Annotated in this window: 13 protein-coding genes; 12 read left to right on the forward strand and 1 reads right to left on the reverse strand. The window is 40.9% G+C overall.

The window, feature by feature from the left end; translation table 11 throughout:
- The first annotated feature begins 18 nt into the window (after window positions 1-18).
- The 12 genes from H8S65_RS17775 to H8S65_RS17830 all read left to right on the forward strand — a co-directional run bounded on the left by H8S65_RS17775 (window position 19) and on the right by H8S65_RS17830 (window position 20,686).
- On the forward strand, window positions 19-993 hold the full coding sequence (locus H8S65_RS17775; protein WP_186931206.1) for a DUF5627 domain-containing protein: 975 nt from the start codon (window positions 19-21) through the stop codon (window positions 991-993).
- A gap of 22 nt (window positions 994-1,015) precedes the next feature.
- Complete coding sequence (locus H8S65_RS17780; protein WP_255489308.1) at window positions 1,016-2,866, forward strand: heparinase II/III domain-containing protein; 1,851 nt, start codon at window positions 1,016-1,018, stop codon at window positions 2,864-2,866.
- 224 nt (window positions 2,867-3,090) lie between these two features.
- A complete protein-coding gene (locus H8S65_RS17785; RefSeq protein WP_255489309.1) occupies window positions 3,091-6,174 on the forward strand; it encodes a polysaccharide lyase family 8 super-sandwich domain-containing protein in 3,084 nt (1,027 codons plus the stop codon).
- A 16-nt stretch (window positions 6,175-6,190) separates the two neighbouring features.
- Window positions 6,191-8,050 (forward strand): heparinase II/III domain-containing protein, encoded by a 1,860-nt coding sequence (locus H8S65_RS17790; protein WP_186931209.1) that lies wholly within the window; start codon window positions 6,191-6,193, stop codon window positions 8,048-8,050.
- Window positions 8,047-9,252 (forward strand): glycoside hydrolase family 88 protein, encoded by a 1,206-nt coding sequence (locus tag H8S65_RS17795; RefSeq protein ID WP_186931210.1) that lies wholly within the window; start codon window positions 8,047-8,049, stop codon window positions 9,250-9,252. The genes H8S65_RS17790 and H8S65_RS17795 overlap by 4 nt, the downstream gene beginning before the upstream one ends.
- Window positions 9,253-9,449: 197 nt before the next feature.
- The gene (locus H8S65_RS17800; protein WP_186931211.1) at window positions 9,450-9,998 is read left to right on the forward strand and encodes an RNA polymerase sigma-70 factor; all 549 of its coding nucleotides are present in this window, start codon (window positions 9,450-9,452) and stop codon (window positions 9,996-9,998) included.
- A gap of 76 nt (window positions 9,999-10,074) precedes the next feature.
- Entirely contained in the window at window positions 10,075-11,013 is a 939-nt protein-coding gene (locus H8S65_RS17805) for a FecR family protein (RefSeq protein ID WP_186931212.1), read from the forward strand.
- Between the two features lie 201 nt (window positions 11,014-11,214).
- Window positions 11,215-14,730 carry a TonB-dependent receptor gene (locus H8S65_RS17810; protein ID WP_186931213.1) on the forward strand — a complete coding sequence of 1,172 codons (3,516 nt, stop codon included), beginning with the start codon at window positions 11,215-11,217 and terminating at the stop codon, window positions 14,728-14,730.
- Between the two features lie 26 nt (window positions 14,731-14,756).
- Window positions 14,757-16,466, forward strand: a complete 1,710-nt coding sequence (locus H8S65_RS17815) for a RagB/SusD family nutrient uptake outer membrane protein (RefSeq protein WP_186931214.1) — start codon at window positions 14,757-14,759, stop codon at window positions 16,464-16,466.
- An 18-nt stretch (window positions 16,467-16,484) separates the two neighbouring features.
- Entirely contained in the window at window positions 16,485-17,699 is a 1,215-nt protein-coding gene (locus H8S65_RS17820; protein WP_186931215.1) for a glycosyltransferase WbsX family protein, read from the forward strand.
- 892 nt (window positions 17,700-18,591) lie between these two features.
- Window positions 18,592-20,190, forward strand: a complete 1,599-nt coding sequence (locus H8S65_RS17825; RefSeq protein ID WP_186931216.1) for a beta-N-acetylhexosaminidase — start codon at window positions 18,592-18,594, stop codon at window positions 20,188-20,190.
- 124 nt (window positions 20,191-20,314) lie between these two features.
- Window positions 20,315-20,686 carry a DUF4890 domain-containing protein gene (locus H8S65_RS17830; protein ID WP_186931217.1) on the forward strand — a complete coding sequence of 124 codons (372 nt, stop codon included), beginning with the start codon at window positions 20,315-20,317 and terminating at the stop codon, window positions 20,684-20,686.
- Between the two features lie 59 nt (window positions 20,687-20,745).
- On the opposite strand, the gene H8S65_RS17835 is transcribed toward H8S65_RS17830, so the two are convergent.
- On the reverse strand, window positions 20,746-22,035 hold the full coding sequence (locus H8S65_RS17835) for a 3-keto-disaccharide hydrolase (protein ID WP_186931218.1): 1,290 nt from the start codon (window positions 22,033-22,035) through the stop codon (window positions 20,746-20,748).
- Window positions 22,036-22,306 lie beyond the last annotated feature (271 nt).

Raw genomic sequence — 22,306 nt, forward strand, 5'->3', positions numbered from 1 at the left:
CTTAATTTATAAAACAAAATGAAACAGATATATAGACTACTGCTTGCAATAAGTATTGCAACTTTATTTTCGGCATGTGAGAATTTCGGTGAGGAATTTGAAGATTATGAATATACAGCGGGCTATTTCCCTTATCAGTACCCTGTGAGAACTCTTATCTTAGGGGATTATATTTATGATAATTCGAATGATAATGCTCATAAATTTGTCATTTCTGTTGCAATGGGAGGAGTGTATGAGAATAAAATAGATAGAGTGTTCAAGGTGGCTGTCGATGAAAGTCTATGCCAGAACCTATTGTTTACTTCCGGAGGGAATGAAATAAAACCTCTTCCTTCTAATTATTATTCATTGAGCTCTCCTGATCAGATTATTATACAGAAAGGTAAATTTAATGGAGGTGTAGAGGTACAATTGGCTGACGAATTTTTTAATGACCCGTTAGCTATTAAAAACACCTATGTCGTTCCGATGAGAATAATATCTTCTCCTGATGTGGATTCTATTATTCCCGAAAAGAATTTCACTTTGTTTGCAGTGAAATTTATTAATGAATATCACGGGACTTATTTCCATTATGGTACAAGTAGTGTGAAAGACGCGACCGGCCAAACGATCGAAGAAGTAGCTTATAATACACATAAGTATGTTGAAGATTGCCCTAAAGTAAACTTGGTAACAACCGGACGATATCAGGTTTCGCTATCATTAGGATTGAAATCAGAAATATTTAAAGAAAATTTGCCGCTCTTGTTAGATTTTAATGAGAATAATTGTACGATATCCTCTCCTGCCAATTCTGCTTATTCGGTTACAGGGAATGGTGAATTTAAGCCAAAAGCCTATTCATGGGGGAATAAGGAACGTGATGGTATCGTGCTTAATTATACTGTGAAAAAGGAAGATGGTTCTATTTATGTGGCAAATGATGTCTTTGTTATACGTGATCGGGATATAGTGATGGAGGTATTTTCACCTGTGGAAAAGAATTAATCAATTTGAATAAGGGATGAGTATGAGAAATAAATATATTGTATTTTTTCTTTTTATATTTTGTGCCAGTTGTTTAATAGCGCAGGAAAAAGATGATATCCCGAGATTGGAAAATCCGATGTCGGTTCACTATCTGAAAAAGAAACTGAAGAAGGAACATCCTCGTTTGGTACTTAATTCATCGATTGAAAAAAAAGTCAAGCAAAAGATCCAATCAGATCCAGTTTCGAAAAATTATTATGCAGCTATTAAATTGAATGCGGAAAAGATAAAAGAGAAGCCTTATTTGGAGCGGATTGTTACAGGCCGTAGGCTTCTTTCTGTGTCGCGTGAGATGCTGTATCGAGTTAACATGTTGGGTATGGTTTATCGTATGGAAAAAGATCCGGAGACATTACATCGTTTGAACAATGAGTTAGTGGCAGTTTGTAATTTTACGGATTGGAATCCATCTCATTATCTTGATGTAGCCGAGATGTCTCTTGCGGTCGCTTTGGCTATTGATTGGGGCTGGGATGCTTTACCTAAAGAAACAATAGAAATGGCTATTGATGCTTTAATAGAAAAAGGTATAGAACCAAGTTGGCCCCGAAACGGAAAGAGTCCTGGCTGGGTGTTTGGTACTAATAACTGGAATCAAGTATGTAATGGCGGGATGATTGCAGCAGCCATCGCTATCGCTGAAAAAGATCCGGAACTTGCTGCAAAAACGATTAAAAGATCGTTGGATGGGATTCCAATGGCGTTGTCTTCTTATTTACCTGACGGTGTTTATCCGGAAGGTTCTACTTATTGGGGGTATGGAACAGGTTTTTCTACTATCACATGTGCAATGTTGGAAAGTGCATTTGGAACGAATTTTGGACATACTGGACATAATGGTTATATGGAAAGTGCTATGTTTAGAGTCATGTGTAATGCTCCTTCCGGAATGTATTTTAATTATGCGGATTGTGGAGATCGGAGAGGGCAAAGTGCTGATGTCATTCTTGCTTGGTTCGCTTCTAAAACAGGGAATAAGGCTTTCTTTGAAACAGATCGTTTACTCATAAAACCGGAAAAAATGAGTAAATTGTCCAGACTGGGAGGTGCTGCCTTAGTTTGGATTTCTCAATTTGAGGAAAAAAGTGACGCTGATATGCCATCTGTTTGGTATGGTCGAGGGCATAATCCGATAGCGATATTTACGGGAGGCAATGGCTACTATTTTGGAGGAAAAGGAGGTCATGCTACGACAAGCCATGGTAATATGGATGCCGGTTCTTTTATTTTCGAGCTTGATGGAGTTCGTTGGGTTGTCGACCCAGGAAATCAGGATTATCATGAGTTAGAAAAAACGGGATTTAATCTATGGGGTAGTTGTCAGGATTGCCAGAGATGGACATTGCTTACTAAAAATAATTATGGACATAGCACGCTTACAGTCAATGAACAATTGCAAAAGGTGAATGGTCATGCTACATTAGTTGAAGTAAAAGAGGGGGCACAACCAGAAGCTGTTTTTGATATTACGGCTCCTTATGAAGGGCTATTGAAAAGTGCTCGACGTTCGTTTACAAAAGAAAGTTCAACTTCACTTGTTGTAACGGATGAGATAGAACCTCTTGCCGAAGCAAAACTGATAACATGGCAATTGATGACAACTGCCGATATTACGATAACAGAAAGAGGGGCTTTACTTAAACAAGATGGTAAAGTTTTGAAAATAGAAAATCTGTCACATCCGGATTTACGATTTTCTGTTATTTCTCTTGATCCGGCTCCGTTGGCTCTTGATAGAAAAATAAAAGGATTGAAACGAATTGAGCTGCGTATTCCCTCATGGACTATTAAAAAAGGAAAAGAAGTCATAAAAGTGAAATTGACAAAGTAAAAATGTCTTTCTTTAAAATCTGGATATACAGAATGCTAAAGCTTTTTCGTTATTGTAAAGTCAATGATGAGAAAGCTTTAGTAAATTTAGTAACCAATAATACCATCGAAATGAATACACACTTATTAAAATGGCTGTTATGTTTTGTGCTTTTACTTAATGGACAGTTTGTTATGGCGAATCATAGCATGCATCCATTAAAACAAATAGCCTTTGTAAAAAAAATGATAGAACGGCAACAGGAGCCGTATCATACGGCTTATGTACAATTGATCCGTTATGCAGATTCTATTCAACATGTCACTCACCATGCACGAAATGATTTTGCCGTTCCCGGCTACTATGTGAAACCCGAAGAGCACCGGGCTAATTCGTTGGCGTTGCAACAGGATGCTTTTGCGGCTTATTGTTCCGCATTAGCTTACCGGTTGTCGGGAAAGAAATGGTATGGAGAAAAAGCGTGTTATTTTATGAATGTATGGGCTACCATTAATAAGAAATATTCAGAGCCGGATGGGCCATTGGTGATGAGTTACTCTGGGGCGGCATTCTTAATGGCAGCAGAGTTAATGGACGATACGCCGGTATGGGATGCCGATGAGAAGCGACTTTTTAAGGATTGGGTGACGTCTGTTTATCAGAAAGCGGCAAATGAAATTCGTGAACGGAAGAATAATTGGGCTGATTGGGGACGTCTGGGCTCTTTGTTAGCCGCTTCTTTTTTGAATGATAAGGAGGACATTGGACGTAATATCAAGTTGATTAAAGGGGATTTGGGTGATAAGATCGCAAGTGACGGTCACATGCCGGCAGAAGTGGTTCGCGAGAAAAATGGTATTTGGTATACCTATTTCTCGTTGGCTCCTATGACTGCTTCTTTTTGGGTTGTCTATAATTTGACGGGTGAGAATCTGTTCTTATGGGAACAGGAGGGGAAGTCGATCAAAAAGGCATTGGACTATTTGCTTCGTTATCAAAAATCTCCTTCTGAATGGAAGTGGTATGAGAGGCCGAATGTAGGGACGCATGCCACTTGGCCGGACAATTTACTGGAGGCTATGGCGGGTATATATGGGGAGTCTGCTTATGTGGAATATGTTGAAAATAGTCGTCCTCATATTTATCCGGTACATCATTTTGCATGGGTTTTCCCGACGTTGATGCCGCTCTCTTTAAATGGGTATAATCTGGAAGGGCAATCGTCTGTGGCCAAAAAAGATGCCGATATAGAAAAACTCAGAAAACGTTTTGCCATGCAATTATTAGGCGCTCCGGTTTCTGACGGCCGGATCAAGACGTTGGTGGAAACGCTTCAGCCGGAGGGAAGTTGGCCGGGGATAGACTATGTCGATACCACCCGTACGGCTTTCCAACACGAACGGCATCTCAGCAATATGTTGGCATTAAGCGTCGCTTATAAAAAGAAAGGGTCTCCCTACAAAGGAAATAAACAGGTCAGAAAAGCCGTTCATCAGGCATTGGCTTTCTGGTTGGAAAATGATTTCATTTGTGAGAATTGGTGGTGGAACCAAATTGGTACGCCTAATACGATGGTGAGCATGTTATTGATACTCGACCGGGATTTGTCCCCGGAAGAATCGGACCGGATGTTGAAAATAGCGGAACGTGGAAATATCAATGCTTGGGGAGCACGTCCCAGCGGTGATCGTATAAAGATCGCAGGTCTGCAAGCGAAAGCGGCTCTTTTTAAAAGAGATGCTCAAGAGGTTGCCATGCTGATGAAAATTATAGAGGGGGAAATCAAATTCTCGACCGAAAAAGGCATGCAACATGATTTTAGCTTCCATCACCGTACGGATTGGGTTAACAACACTCTTTCTTATGGCTCCGGTTATGCCAGCGCTTTTATAGAGTGGGCTTCGAATGTGGCGGATACGAAATTCCGCTTTTCGGAGCAAGCTGTCCGGTTATTGATTGACTATTATTTAGACGGTATTTGCAAACAGATGGTTTACGGAAGGATTTCAGATCCGGGTATCTTGAACCGGGACATCACCCGGCCGGGTGAAGAAAGGGTGTGGAGCTCTTCCGATCCTGAAAAATTGAGAAACCTGACTAATTATAGGCAAGCGGAATTGGATAATATCATTTGTTTAAGAAAAGGGGACTCCTCCTGTCGACCAGTTTCTTTTGCTAAATTCTTTTGGAGAACAGATCATTTTGTATTCCAACGTCCTGGTTATTATACTTCTGTCAGAATGTATTCTACCCGCAATGCTAATATGGAAGAACCGTATAATGGAGAAGGATTGATGAATCATTTTAGAGGCGACGGAACAAATTATCTTTCTGTCCGGGGAGATGAATATAAAAGACTGACACCTGTTTATGATTGGATGAAGATACCAGGGGCAACGATTGTGCAATTGGATAAAATGCCGGGTGAGAATGAAATTCAGAAATGGGGATTGACCGATTATGTCGGGGCGGTTACAGATGGAGTGTATGGGGCGGTTGGTTTTGATTTCAAAAGTCCGCACACAGGTTTAGCGGCCAGGAAAGCATGGTTCTTCTTCGATAAAACATACGTTTGTTTGGGAACGAACATATCAAGCCGGATGAAGAACCAGGTTCTGACAACCGTCAATCAATGTCTCTTGAAAGGGGAGGTGACCGTAAGCGATGCTGATGGCATTCATCCGCAAGAACAGGGATCTCGTATGAGAAAAGAGGTGCGATGGGTGGTTCATGACAAAGTGGGGTATTATTTCCTCAAAAAAGAGAATGTCATATTATCCAATCAGCGTACGGAAGGAAGCTGGAAGATTGCTAACCGGCAGACAACTACACCTACAGACGTTATTCGGCAAGATGTATTCACCCTTTCTGTCGATCATGGCAGGTATCCGGATAATGATGGCTATGCCTATATGGTCATTCCTTCCGCCGAACCGCTATCTATCGAGAAACAGGTAGAAGAGGAAGGAGTTGTTATTTTGGCAAATTGCCCTGATTTGCAGGCTGTCCGGCATGATGGATTAAATATGGCTTATGCTGTGTTTTATAAAGGTGGTACTCTTCGGATCCATGATAAAATCGTGGTGGAGATGGATTCTCCCGGAATGTTGATGGTGAAATATAATGATGCCGGTGAAATACTTGCATTGGGCGTTTCTGATCCGACCCATTTCATGAAGAAACTCCATCTGTCTGTTAATCAGAAAATCGTTGGTTCAGCACAAGAAAATATACAAACCGAATGGGACGAAAAACAGGCTTTAACCCGGATTTCCGTAGATCTGCCTCAAAATGAATATGCAGGAAAGAGTGTGATATATAATAAGTAACTTAAATTTAAGAAGGATGAAGGCACGTATTTTTGTATGGTTAGTGGCCTTATTTTGTTGCCACAATGCATCATTTGCACAGAAAGAGTTTGTGAATGCTTCTGCCCGCTTGTCCGGGCATCCCCGAATTCTACTACAGAAGGGGGAAGAAAAAGCGTTGAAAAAAGTGATAATGAAAGATGCTGTATGGAAAGATATTCATCTGTCATTAGTGGACGAAGCTGGAGAAATCGTAAAGCTGCCCTTGAATGAACGGATAAAGACAGGTAGACGTTTATTAAGTGTATCGAGAGAAAATCTACGCCGCATTTTCATTCTGAGTTATGCCTATAGAATGACTGGAAAGAATGAGTTTCTGAAACGGGCGGAGAGCGAGATGTTGAAAGCAGCCTCTTTTTCTGACTGGAATCCTTCCCATTTCTTAGATGTGGGGGAAATGACGATGGCTTTAGCTATCGGATATGATTGGCTTTATCCTCAATTGTCGGTACAGACAAAGAAGGTAATAGAGAATGCTATTGTCGAAAAAGGTCTGAAACCTTCTTTTGATGAACGATACAATTGGTTTGTCAATGCTGTCCACAATTGGAGCCAGGTTTGTCATGCCGGCGTCACTTATGGAGCTTTGGCTATATGGGAAAAAGAACCGGAGCTATCCCGGACTGTTATAAACCGGGCTATCGATAAAATTGCGATTCCTATGGGACATTATGCCCCTGACGGAGCTTATCCGGAAGGTGTTGGCTATTGGGATTATGGAACATCTTTTAATGCCATGTTTCTTAGTGCTATAGAAAAGGCATTTGGAACGGATTATGGATTAGGCGAGTTGCCCGGTTTCTTAAAGACAGGTGAATATATCTTACATGCTGTTACCCCAAATCTGAAAAACTTTGCCTATTCTGACAATGGGGGAAATGCTTTTTTAGCACCGACTATGTTTTGGTTTTATGATAAGACAAAAGATGCCTCTATATTGTATAACCAGGTACAGCTATATAAAAAAGACGGACAAAAGCGTATCAAAAAAAATCGTTTGGCTCCGGCCATGTTGATTTGGGGCGCTTCTGCTTCATTGGCGAATCCACAGAAACCTGCTCGACTATCATGGAAAGCACAAGGGGATAATCCGGTTTGTTTTATGCGTTCTTCCTGGAATGATTCGTCTGCTGTTTATGTTGGTGTGAAAATGGGGTCTCCTTCTGTCAATCACGGACATATGGATGTCGGTAGTTTTTTATTGGAAGCGGATGGTGTCCTTTGGGGAATGGATATGGGAGGAGAAGAGTACAACAGATTGGAAACGAGAGGCGTTGATCTATGGAATTCGCGTCAAAATTCTCAACGTTGGGATGTTTACCGTTATAATAATTTTGCTCATAACACATTATCATTTAATCATAAATACCAGGATGTAAAAGGTAAAGCACAGATTGACGGCTATTCGGATCAGGAAAATAATATGTATGTTATTTCTGATTTGACTCCGGTTTATAAAGATCAGGTAAAAAGTGCAAAACGGGCTGTTTCCTTAGTTAATAAAGAGTATGTGGTGGTGGAAGATTTGATTGAGGCAACCAAGCGTTTTACGATGATGACGTGGACGATGGTAACTCCGGCTTCGGCTAAGATTATATCTGATAATGTCATGTTATTGGAAAAAAATGGTAAGAAGTTGTATATAAAGGTCGAAGGCCCTAAAAAAGTTCGCTGGCATATCTCACCTGCCCAATCTGAATTTAGCTATGATTCACCGAATCCGGGTATTTCAATTATCGGATTTGATACGGATTTGGATTTATCAACCAAGCAAAGTATTAAAGTATTCCTTTTACCGGGAGAAAATAAAAATGTTACATATAAATCGGTATTATGAAGATGACAAAAGTATTCTCTTTTATATGTGTAGGTTTAATGGCTCTTTCCTGTACAGGGGAAAGAGCGGGTGATTGGGTCAGTCAAGATTTTGCTTTTGCAGACAAGCAACTGCGCTATGCATTGACAGAAACAGAGAGTGTCCGGAATTCCTTGGGTAAGACGCCGGAAGAATTACCATCCCCACGTAATATCCAGTCTGACGGCTCCTTGCGATTGGTTCGTGCCAGAGATTGGTGTAGCGGCTTTTTTCCTGGTGAACTTTGGTATATGTATGAATATACAAAAGATGATTTTTGGAAAAAAAAGGCGGAGTTTCAAACTGAATTGTTGGAGCCTTTAAAATCATATAGAGGCACTCATGATTTGGGCTTTATGCTCTATTGTAGTTATGGCAACGGATACCGCATGGAACAATCGGATAAATATAAGCAGGTGTTACTGGAGGGGGCAAACTCTTTGGCATCTCGTTTTAACCCGGCGGTCGGTTGTATTCGTTCTTGGGACCATAATGGGGACAAATGGCAATATCCGGTTATTATAGATAATATGATGAACCTTGAATTTCTGTTTTGGGCAACCAAAGCATCTGGTGATTCTACATTCTACAAAATTGCGGTTACTCATGCCGATAATACGATGAAGAATCATTTCAGGAAAGATTATAGTTCTTACCATGTGATTGATTACGATACGATAACCGGTGATGTCCGAAACAAACATACCCATCAGGGATATGCTCATGAGTCTGCCTGGGCGCGTGGGCAAGCGTGGGGATTATATGGCTATACGATGTGTTATCGGGAAACAGGTGACAGAAGATATTTGAATCAGGCAGAACAAATCGCATCTTTTATCTTTAATCACCCTAATCTTCCATCGGATCTAATCCCTTATTGGGACTATAATGACCCAGAGATCCCAGCCTCTCCCAGGGATGTGTCGGCTGCTACGATAACTGCATCCGCTTTATATGAATTGTCGACTTATTCAGATAAGGGTGGACAATATAAAAAATGGGCTGATACCATTTTGGAAAATCTGACGGAATCATATATGGTTCCCTTGAATCAGATGCATGGCTTTTTATTGCGCTCAAGCACCGGCCATAAACCGGCAGGAACGGAGATAGATGTACCGATCGTTTATGCTGATTATTATTTTTTGGAAGCACTTATTCGGAAAAAGAATTTAGAAAAGTAGTCCTTTAATCTGGCGATAAGGTTGTTTTATAGCCCATTTCGGCATATTGCTGCAATGGGCTATTTGGTTTGGATATTTAGAATATGGAGTTATATACAGTCTTAAAGTTGTTTTATATAAAATCTTCCATTTAAATTTGCTTTCTTGCTAAAAAGAGTACATTTGCAGACAGAACATTTTGGAGATCTGTCAGAAAAATGAGTACCATTAGTTTTAGTGATATATATACCAATTATTACAAGCGGTCGTTTCTGTTTGTGAAATCGTATGTCAGAGACGATATGGTCGCTGAAGACATTGTTTCGGAAGCACTGATCCGCTTTTGGGAAACCACTAAAAAAGAAACGGTAGAACATCCGATGTCATTGCTATTAGCGATTTTAAAGAATGGGGCGCTGAACTATTTGAAACATCAGACTGTAAAAGAATCCGCGACAGAATCTATCTCTTTCAAGATGATCCGTGATCTGAATTACCGGATTACAACTTTGCAAGCCTGCGACCCTGAAGAAATTTTCTCTTCGGAAATAACTCAGATTGTAGATAAGACATTACAATCTTTACCGGAACAAACCCGGCGTGTTTTTGAGATGAGTCGTTATGAGTCTTTATCCGTGAAAGAAATAGCCCATGAACTTTCTTTAAGTACTAAAAGCGTAGAATATCACATCACAAAATCATTAAAGCTATTGCGTATTGCCTTAAAAGAATACCTCCCGATTTTCTATTTTCTGTTTATGCGATAAAATATTTCAAGAAAAAGCAATTTTGTCTTAGGGATTCTTCTTTATGTGTTGTCTCTTTAAGTAAGAGATAATAAAAATGGATAAGAAGTTATTGCAAAAATACGTGGAGGGCAGTATTACGGCTGAGGAAGTTGAAACAGTCGTTGACTGGTTGGATGCAGATGAAAAGCATGTAAAAGAATTTATGACTTTGCATAAATTATATGATATTTCTATTCTTAATCAGTCAACACAAGGACGAAAGAAAGAAAAAGTAGCTCGCACCGTCTTTCGCCGTATCGTAATAGAATTGCTAAAAGTTGCAGCCATCGCACTGATTTTGTTCAGCGGAAATTTCTTGTTGCAAAAAGATGATCAAATGGAATCTCTTCCTTCGTTTCAGACTCTATATGTTCCAGCTGGGCAGCGTGCAGAATTGATTTTGCCTGATAGTACGAAAGTATGGCTGAATGCAAACTCGAAACTGGTCTATCCGAGCAGTTTTAAAGAAGGAATTCGGCAGGTAGAATTGGATGGAGAGGCTTATTTTGATGTTAGGCATAATGGAGATAATCCTTTTGTTGTCAGAACTAAATCAATGAACGTGACGGTGCTGGGAACGGAATTTAATGTGTCTGCTTATTCTGGTATCGAGGAATTCAATATTGCATTATTGAGAGGGAGTGTCGAGTTGAATTCACCGGATCTTTCCAGGAAATATAGAATGACGGCTGGTGAGCAGGTTCTTTACAGAGATGGCAAATATGTTTCGGACCAGATCGGTAGCATGGACTATTTTAAGTGGAAAGAAGGGCTCCTCAGCTTTAATAACCAGCCGATACATGTGATAATCGAAAAATTGCGCTTATATTATGATATCAGAATAGAAGTAGCGGATTTGCCTTTCTTGAAAGAACGCTATTCCGGTAAATTCCGCGTAAAGGATGGAATTGAACAAGTGCTGAAAGTTTTGCAGTTAGAGCATAAATTTACCTATGTGAAAGATAATGAATTGAATCTGATAACTATAAAATGAATTGCCTATGGAATAAGGAATATAGATAAAATGAAAACCGGATTATGGTTCCAGCATAATCCGGTGAAAATGTCAGCCTGTTGACATAACCAGTAATTAAATCGAGTACTAACATTTTGATACTACAAAGTTATGAAAAAAAAGTGTACGGGGACAGACTATACCCTGTTATTAAGTGAATTTAAACATACATGTAGAATAATGAAGTTAATCTTAAGCTTTTTGTTATTATGTGTGTCGGTCGTCTTTTCTGAAAACGTGAGTTCCCAGACAGCCCGTGTCAATATTGTGGCAAACAAGTTGTCTGTGAAAGAAATTATCAGGCAGATAGAAGACCAGACCGATTATCTTTTCGTGTACAGCAATGAAAAGGTGGATTTGAGCCAACGGATTTCTCTCAATGCTTCGGATATTTCCGTTATTAATGTCTTGAACCGAATTTTTGAGAACTCGGATATCGGATATGCAGTGGAAGGGAATAATATCTTGTTGATGAAGAAAGAGGCTCTTCCACAGCAAAAAGGAAAAGTGTTGAAGGGTACTGTGAAAGATCAGAGCGGCGAACCGGTGATAGGTGCTAATGTTGTTGTAAAAGGAACGACGAATGGCACTGTTACGGATGTGGATGGAAATTTTACATTGGAAGTTTCCAATACGGATGTTTTACAGGTTTCATTCATTGGATATATGACGCGTGAAGTCCCCGTAAAAGATAGGAATATGTTGAATGTAAATCTGATTGAAGATACGAAAAGCCTGGATGAGGTCGTGGTCGTAGGTTATGGAACCCAGAAAAAGGTGAACCTGACAGGTGCCGTAAATGTGATTTCTAATGAAGATTTTGAAAATCGTCAGGCTTCTACTGTTTCTCAATTGCTACAGGGAGCTGCACCCGGATTTAATTTTGATATAGGTACACAAGATGGATTCGAACCCGGAGCAACCATGAATATCTCGATTCGTGGTATGGGATCGTTGAATGGGGGATCGCCTTATGTCGTGATCGATGGTTTTCCTGGTGACTTGAATAATTTGAATCCGGAAGATATCGAGTCTGTTTCAGTCTTGAAAGATGCTGCCGCTTCCGCTATTTACGGAGCAAGAGCTCCTTACGGCGTGATCCTGATTACGACGAAGAAAGGAAAAAAGAATGAGAAAGTCAGTGTCTCTTATACTGGCAACTTGATTGTAAAGACTGCTCAGAAACTGCCGAAAAGCTTGGATTCTTATACTTGGACCCGAATCTTGAATGAGGCGGGAGATAATATGGGAGGACATCCGTTTAGCAACGAGACTATCGATCGTGTTATAGCCTATCAAAAAGGAGATTTTGAATATATTAAAAATTCAATTCCCGATTGGCCGGAAGGGGCTACGATCTTTGGAGCGATGCCGGAAGGAAATGTTTGGAATAATGCCAACCTGAATTATGCCAATACGGACTGGTGGGATATCTATTTTGGTAATAGCGTGAATCAGAAGCATGATATCTCTTTGCATGGAGGTACGGATAAGGTTTCATATTATTTCTCTGCCGGTTATATGGACGACAGCAGTGTGTTGAATTACGGAACGGACTACTTTAAAAGAATGAACACATTAGGAAAAATCAGTGTGGCTATTACCGATTGGTGGGATTTCGGCTATGAAACACGTTTCGCAAAGAAGATCAGGGAAAAACCGAATATGACGAATGAGGGAGACTATTCTTTCTTATATCGTCATATCTCTCGCAATTATCCTATTACACCATTATATGATGGATTTGGCAATTATATGTTTGAGTCTCATATTCCTTCTATGTCGGCAGGGACAGACAAACAGGATGACATTGATTTTTGGAATAATTTTCGGATGGAACTTCGTCCGTTGAAAGGCTGGAAGATTAATGCGGATTTCGCTTATAATGTGTATAACCAGGAAATTTCGGAAGTGGAAAAGTATATATATACATATGATATAAATAATCAACCATATGAAAACGGCATAAGCATCCCGAATAATCTGACTCGGAAGAAATACATAAAAAAGTATTGGACGACAAATATTTATACTTCATACGATTTTGATATCAATGAAGAACATAACTTTACAATTTTAGTGGGTATGCAGTTTGAACGAGGAGATGAATCATGGGTTCAAGGCTATAAAACTGATTTAATTTCAGAAAAAGTGCCTTCATTCCCGACTGCAACCGGTGATGCTCTTCTGTCAGAAGCTTTGGCTCATAATGCTACGGAGAGTTATTTTGCGAGATTGAATTATAATTATAAAGAGAAATATTTATTTGAAGCGAATGTCCGTTATGATGGGTCTTATGTTTTCCGTAATGGAAAAAGGTGGGGAACCTTCCCGTCTTTCTCTGTCGGGTGGAATTTATATAATGAATCGTTTTGGAAAAATATCGAGCCTTATGTCAATACGCTGAAAGTTCGAGCTTCTTGGGGACAATTAGGAAACCAGAATATTTCTCCTTATAGCGATTTGGAATTAATCCCGATATCAGCCGGTAAATTGAACTGGATCTTTAATTATGGTTCAACGAGGCCGGTAGGCTATACTTCTGGACCTAATTTAGTGAATAGAAATTTGACATGGGAAACGGCTACTACTACCAATGTCGGGATGGATTTGTCTTTCTTGAATAATCGATTGTCGGCTACTGCAGATTGGTTTGAAAGACGGACTATTGATATGGTCGGACCGTCTCAGGCGATGCCAGGTGTATTGGGTACGAGTGTCCCTAAAGAGAATAATTCGACTTTGCGAACCCGCGGCTGGGAAATTAGTTTGAACTGGAAACATGCTTTGGAAAATGGATTGTCGTATAATATCGGTGTAAGTTTGTATGACTATAAATCTGTTGTCACAAAATATTTTAATCCGACAGGGACATTGTCTACCTGGTATGAAGGAGCGGAGGTCGGTGATATATGGGGATATACCGTGAATGATTTGTTTCGCTCGCAAGAGGATCTGGATTCATATTTGTCAAAAGTCGATATGACCCATATTGCTGCTAATTGGAATACCGGAGATTTAAAATATGAAGATATAAATCATGACGGTAAGGTCAATAACGGAACGAATACGATTGGAAATCATGGTGATTTATCGGTTATCGGTAATGATCAACCTCATTATCAATATACGATAAACGGAGGCGTGTCTTATAAAGGTTTTGATTTCTCTATGCTTTGGAGAGGCGTTGCTAAAAAGGATATGTATTTCTACCGCGGATCCAATATATATTGGGGATTTATGGGCGGTTGGTGGGAGTCTTGTCTGACTCCTGAACATCTGGATTATTTTAGAGATCAGCCGGGTTCTAAATATAGCGGATTGTATGAAGGGGATACCAATATAAATACGGATGCTTATTGGCCCAGACCTTATCTGAATAATACAGAAGAAGCAAAAAATAAAAATCATGCGAATACGCGTTATCTGCAAAATGCGGCTTATTTACGTTTGCAGAATGTTCAGTTAGGCTATAGTTTCCCTCGTAGTATTACTTCAAAGATGCATTTGGAAAAGCTTCGGATCTATTTCTCAGGTGAGAATTTATTGACATTTTCGAAGTTGCCGAACGGGATAGACCCGGTTGCTCCGGTGGGTTTTCCTACAGGAGGTGAGTTTTTCGGCACTGCCGGTTCGGGGCGCTTGACCTATGGTGCTGATAGAATCTATTCTATTGGTTTGACTGTAACTTATTAAGTTTAATTTATTAAGGAGAAAAGATTATGAAACGATTCATATTGACAGCAGTCTCATTTATGACATTACTATGTTCGTGTGAGAATTTTATTGATTTGCAACCGATGGATAAAATCACGATGGATGATTATTGGAGCACTTCGACAGAATTAGAATATTATACGCGGCAATTTTATCCTTCATTTTGTCCATGGACACAAATGGTTGCGGAGATGGCTACAAATAGCGATGATATGATAATTGACAGCCCGAGTATAATCATGAATGGTGTTCGTTCAAAAACCACCGGCAACTGGACTGGAGAATGGACGAGTATCCGCAATGTAAATATCTTCTTTGAACATTATACAAAATGCCAAAGCGGATATGACGCATATAAGCAGTATTTGGGAGAAGCCTATTTCTTCCGTGCTTGGTTCTATTTTAATTTGCTGAAAAAATACGGGGATGTCCCTTGGTATTCTCATGTGATAGAAATGGACGATACCGAAGAGTTGATGCGTCCCAGGGATTCCCGTTTGTTGATAGCCGATTCGATATTGGCAGACCTTGATAATGCTATTACGCATCTTGAGTTGAGAAAGGATGTCGGGAATAACCGGATTAATAAAGAGGCTGCATTGGCCTTTAAGACCCGTGTCGCTTTGTTTGAAGGTTCCTGGCAAAAATACCATGCAAATACTGACTTTGGAACTACCGGAGCTGATCCGGCCAAATACTTTAAGATTTGTGTGGAAGCGGCAGAAGAATTGATGGAGGGGGATTATAAAGTCGGCATTTATAGTACGGGAAATCCGGATGAAGACTATTACAAACTATTTGGCTTCGATAATATGTCGGATATAAACGAAGTGCTTCTCTATCGTGCTTTCAATGCTGCGGAAGGAGCCGGCAATTCGACTCAGGGATTTATCACCTATAACAGTAACTCGAAGGGTATCACTTGGGAACTCGTCTCCTCCTATTTAGGTAAAAACGGTAAACCGTATGACTATTTGAACACGGCGGCAGCGAATAAGGGAAATGTATTTCTGACGAAGATCGCAGAAGATTGTGACGCTCGCTTAAAATCGACCATTTGGATTCCCGGTGATTTGATGTCCGTAGGCGAGAATGCCTATTTTAACGGACCGACCATCGAAGGTGGTGCCTTGCAATTGTGTCCGACGGGTTTCCAAGTAAAAAAGACTGCGAACCCAAGTTCCCCGGCTGCCGGAAAATCATGGGAAACACAAGCGGAAACTGGACTTATCCTGTTGCGCTATGGTGAAGTCCTGCTCAATTATGCAGAAGCCAAATGTGAATTGGATAATTCAGTTGCATACGAAGCTTTGAATTTATTGAGACAACGTGCCGGAATGCCTGATTTTACCGTGAATGCACAAAGTCTGGATAAGAATAAGATGGACTACGGGTATTCTATTACGGATGAATTGTATGAGATCCGAAGAGAAAGAAGAGTGGAAATGGCTTTGGAGGGACAACGGGATGAAGATTATATGAGATGGGCGGCGAGTGCGCTCTTTAAGAATAAACGGCCGAAAGGATATCCCGTTGACTTGGCTCAAAATCCAAATTTCAGTTCAAGGGTAGACGAAAATGGATTGATTGACTATTATAAGGGAGTAATGCCTGATGGCTATCAATTTAGAGATAAACAGGATTATTTGTATTCTATTCCGCAGGATGAATTAACATTGAATCCTAATCTGAAACAAAATCCAGGATGGAATTAATCATTAAATTGTGATATTATGAAAAACAAATCGAGTTGGTTATTGTTTTGCTCTGTGTGCATGTGTTTATTGATGTGCGGCTGGAATGTACAGGCCGAGAAAAATGGGGAAAAAGAGGTTCGTGCGAATATTGCTCCTGAGTATTATGTGGCTGCTTATATCTGGCCTTCCTGCCACGACGATCCGATGGGACATGAAGTGTTATGGCCGGAGGGAACCGGGGAGTGGGAAATTATCAAAAAAGGGAATCCCCGTTTTGAAGGACATTATCAGCCGAAAGTACCTTTGTGGGGATATGAGTTGGACAATGATCCTAAAGTAATGGAGAAATGGATCGATGCTGCTACCGACCACGGTGTGAATACGTTTATATTCGATTGGTACTGGTTCAATAACGGTCCGTTTCTGGAAGGTTGCTTGAACGATGGTTTCCTAAAAGCTAAGAATAATCATAAAATGAATTTCTATATCATGTGGGCAGACCATGATGTAGCACGAAACTACTGGAATGTACATCGTTACAAAGATGATAACTCTCGTTTATGGGATGGTGCGATCGATTGGAAGAATTTTCGTATAGTCGTAAAACGTGTTATCGACCAGTATTTCAAACAACCGAATTATCTGAAATTGGATGGTAAGCCGGTATTCTCCATCTTTAGTTTGGATAATCTGATCAAGACTTTCGGGAGCTTAGAGGAAACCTGTAAAGGCTTGGATTATTTCAGAAGCGAGGTGAAAAAAGCTGGATTCCCGGATTTGCATATCCAATTGATTGCGGGTGGTGTGCCGAATGAAGAGCGAGTGGAACAGATCGAAAAATTAGGTGCTAACAGTTTGACGCAATATAATTGGGGTGGCCCGATCTATGAAGATTATGTCCGTTGGGGTACGGAAGCCTTAGAACGTCTTCAGAAATGGGATGAAGCAGTTTCTATCCCTTATTTTCCGAATGCCTCCATCGGTTGGGATGATACGCCTCGTTTCCCTCATAAGACCCAGAAAGATGTCGTTCATCTCAATCAATCTCCGCAAAGTTTTGCAGCCTTTTTGCAAAAAGCAAGAGAGTATTGTGACAAACATCCCGATCAGCCGAAGCTGATTACACTTTTCGCCTGGAATGAATGGGTGGAAGGTGCATATTTGTTGCCGGATATGAAATATGGTTTTGATTATCTGAATGCAGTAAAAGATGTGATGGTTGATGGTAAATATGGGAAATACACCAAGTAGTTGATGTTGGGATAATTATTTTTAGCCCTTACAAACATCCGGCTTTGAGGAGGGTATTTGTAAGGGCTATCCGGAAATTGCGGAAAGACGAGATAATTTATCATATTTTTTGGTAGGAAACAGGCGTTTGCAGGATAAGCAATCAGTTAAATATACCTTAAGTTATGTCTGATTGGATGGTTTAAATTCAAACCAGCCCAAAAATGTATCTCGGTCGCGATACAATAAGTGAATTTTAATAACCGATTTATTACATTTTGCTTTGTTTTTATATGATTTTCTATCTTGTTCTTTTTCTAAAAAGGATGTTTCAGGGTGTGCAGGAGCAAAAATCGGCCTTTATTACTGAAATGATCTAAATCGTTTTTGAAATGGTCTTAATAATTGGGGGAAACTATTGAGATGAATGTAACCTTTTATACGGATGATTCTGGAAAATGAATTAGAACGTTTCAGAAAGAAGAAAAAATGAATCGTAAAAACGCTCGTATTCTGTGTGGGGAAATGTTTTTCAACAGAAATTTCGGGCTAAAAAGCACAAGAAAACAACTCTTTCGGATGTATCGTTAAGAGCGGGAAAAGAGTTCTCTGCTTCCTCTGTGATCAAAACGATCTGCATGAAAGGTCTTATTCGTGACATTGTGATTCTATCCGGTGAGATCTCCTTCCTTATTGTAAAATAAAAACTCATGGGGAATGTCTTCGCTAATAAAACCTTTGCTTTTGATTGGATTTACAGCAAAGAAAAGATGGTTAATTTGTCAATTTGACATTAAGATATTAAGGAGTTGTTTTTGAGATATTGTTACTTCGACTATCGGATAAAAAGATTAATTTTGTAGTTCAGTGTGATGTAGTTGTCGCATTGAGCTAACTTTAAATTCAGATATCTATGAAGTCAAGTTTTCTTATTTCCCTTTGTTTGGCATTTCTTTGTTCTTGTCAGGAACCCCCGGTAGAAGAATATGCCGTGATTCCCCAACCGGCTGATATTGTGTATACTCCGGGTTTTGTCAAATTGAAAAGCCAGCCGGTTGTCGCCTATCCTTCGGAACTGGTGAATGAAGCGCAACTCCTTCAATCCTATCTGTCTTCCGGCTTTTCTGTCGAAGCCGTATTGAAAGAAGGCGGCGGAAAGGCGGATATAACTTTGCTGTTGGACCCCACGGTTTTGCCGGATAAAAAGGAAGGCTATGTCCTGGATGCAACCTCTGGAAAGATCGTGATAAAAGCCAATTCACCGGCCGGTATCTTGAATGGTGTCCAGACTTTACGACAGGTGATCAAAGAAAAAGACGGCAAGCTGATGGTCCAGAAGGCGACCGTTGCGGACTATCCTGCTTTTTCGTGGCGTGCCTTTATGCTCGACGAAGGTCGTTATTTCAAAGGCAAAGAAGTGGTGAAGCAACTGCTGGATGAGATGGCAGATCTGAAAATGAATGTTTTCCATTGGCATCTGACAAACGACCAAGGATGGCGCATCGAAATAAAGAAGTATCCGAAACTGACGGAAATAGGAGCTTTCAGGGATTCTTCCGAAATCAATCATTTTGGGAGTGATGTGTATGACGGTAAACGTCATGGTGGTTTTTATACGCAGGAAGATTTAAAAGAAATTGTGGCTTATGCGGCTAAACGCCATATTACGATAGTGCCGGAGGTGAGCATGCCGGGACATGCCAGTGCTGCAATCGCTTCTTATCCTTGGCTGGGTACGAGCGGGAAGCAGATCAAAGTGCCGGGTAAATTCGGCGTACATTATGAAGTCTTTAATGTGGCCGATCCTGAAGTGATGAAATTCTTGGACGAGGTGACGGATGAGGTGATCGCGATCTTCCCCGGAGCCGTTTTCCATATCGGAGGCGATGAGGTAAAATATGATCAATGGAAAAATTCTCCTGCGATACGCGCCTACATGACCAAACATAATTTGAAGACTCCGGCAGAACTCCAGGTCTATTTTACAAATGAAATTTCCAATATGCTGGCTGGCAAGGGCAAAAGAATGATGGGGTGGAATGAGATTACCGGAGATAAGCTGCACGAATACCAGTCGGATGCCGACACGGAAGGTGTGAAGCAGGAGTTGGCTTCCGGCACGATCGTCCATTTCTGGAAAGGAGATACTGCCCTTATCAGAAATACGATAGAAAAAGGATACGATATCGTGAATTCTTACCATGTTTATACCTACCTGGATTATTCATACGAGTCGATTCCTTTGGAAAAGGCTTACTCTTTCGATCCTGTGCCGGAAGGCTTGACGGAAGATCAGAAGGGTAGAGTGTTGGGCTTGGGATGCCAGATGTGGGGAGAGTTTATCCCGACTGTCGAGAGCATGGACCTGAAAGTCTATCCCCGCCTGGCCGCTTATGCGGAAACAGGGTGGACAGATGCTTCGAACAAGGACTATCAACGTTTCCTGAACAAGTTGAATTTCTTCCTGCAAAAGTGGAATGCAGAAGGAATTACCTGCGGATCGGTTCAATAGTAAATCATTGTTAAATAATAAAATAACATCGGTCCGGGTTAAACCTTTCGTCCGTCTCCAAGTCTATTATCCAGAAGCGCTTCAAAAACAAATAAGTTTAATATTAATAACAGGTAATTAGTTTATGAAGAAGGTAATAGGATTGTGTTTGGTTCTCTTGATCAGTTCGGTTTCTGTTTTTGCCCAGGGTGGCAAACGAGGTGCAAAAAAAGGAGGTGATCCGGCACAACGTTGTGAAAAGATGATTGCTGATCTGAAATTGAATGAGAAACAGGCAGCAGACTTCCGTAAAGTGGAAGCTGAGTTCAGAGATAAGATGAAAGCGGAAAGAAAACAGGCTGATTCGGATCGCCAGAAGATGCGCGAAAAGATGATAACCATGCGGAACGACCGGGATGCAGAGATGAAAAAGATACTGACGGAAGATCAGTATAAACAATATCTCGAAAAGCAACGCTCCCAGTCTCCTCGTAAAGGACATGGTCGCAGGGGATGAAAAAACGACTCCCGTCTCATATAGTTTGGGACGGGAGTTGTTTTTTACGGGACAAGAACTTATAATGTTTTTACTTTCAGGTTTCTCCACAGAACCTTGATTCCGCCTCCATCATGGATTTGCAGGGCAATGCGTCCCTGTCCGGCTCCGATCTTTTCGTCGTTGATGTTGACCATCTCTTGACCGTTCAACCAAGTCTGGACATTATCTCCCTGTACTTTGATGCGCATGGTGTTCCAGTCGCCTTCTTTCAGGATGTTTTCTTTTTCATCCGGGATCTGAATCAGCCAACCTCGTCCGTATGATTCGTAGATGCCGCCTGTGTCATGGCCTTTGGGGGCCACTTCTACCTGCCAGCCGTTCACTTTAACATCTTCTTCGATGAAGGAGCGGATAAATACGCCTGAGTTTCCGTCTGCTTCCTGTTTGAATTCTACCGTCAGGTCGAAATCGTCATAGTAATCACGTGTAGCCAGATAGCCGTATTTCTTGTCCGGACCGCTTTCACAGATCAGCAGGCCGTCCTTTACATACCACTTTTCCGTACCGTAGGCTTCCCATCCTTTCAGGTCCGTGCCGTTGAATAGCGCCACCTCTTTTGTCTTACGGGGGAGTTCTTTGATCTTGATATTGCGGAAAGAAGCGGGGTAGCCGTGGTCTTGCAGGCAAAGGACACCTTTTTTAGCCAAGCCGTATTCCGGGGCGTTTGCCCATTTACCACTGTTCTTCTTTGCATACCAGTCGTCAGTCCAGGCTTCGAATTCCAGGATTTTGACACCGTTCAGCCAATGCTCTACATGCCCGTTATCGAATACGATCTTTGAATTGTTCCATTCTCCTTGCGGGTTTACTTTCATTTTTGCCTTGTCTGGGAGATGCATGGCGTAGTCTACGCCCAACTTCTGCCATTCTTCCAGCGGTTCCGGGAAGTTCGGTTCGTCTATTAACTGATATTCCGGTCCCGTGACGTATGGAACTGCGAATTGGGGACGTTCGACTACGTGGTATAGCATACCGCTGTTACCTCCTTTGGACAATTTCCAGTCCCAGGATAATTCGAAGTTCTCATACTGTTTGTCGGTTACGATATAACCACTCGCATCGCTGCCGTCTCCTTTTGCCTGGATGCATCCGTCAACTACGTGCCAGGGTTGCGTCAGGGTTGTTCCGTTGTAGTCTTTCCAGCCGTTCAACGTTTTTCCGTCGAAGAGAAGTTGCCAGCCGTCGGCGACTTCTTCGGGTGTAAGCGTATTGGGTTCTACGCTGGTGCACGAAGAAAATAAGGCCAATGATACGGCGCAGGTGGCCAAAAGGCCGGTAGCTGTCGTTCTTTTCATTACTGATTCCATTTTAGAATTAAGCTTTTTAGGTGAATAATTGATATGGTGACAAAGATACATCATAGTGATGAGTTCCCCAATTCATAACTATGATTAGAGAAACTCAAAAGTATGCATGTTTTTTGTTTGTATGCTTGTTTCTCTTGTACATTATTATACGCATATAAGAGCCGTCAGTATAGCCTGAAAATAGGGGTATATGAAAAAAGAAAAAAGTTTCGTTTGTAACAGTCAGTGGTTCAGAAGTTAGCGTAAAAACGTCACAAACGGGTGAAAAAAT

Origin of the sequence: Parabacteroides hominis (assembly GCF_014287585.1) — a bacterium.
GTDB classification, from domain to species: domain Bacteria; phylum Bacteroidota; class Bacteroidia; order Bacteroidales; family Tannerellaceae; genus Parabacteroides; species Parabacteroides hominis.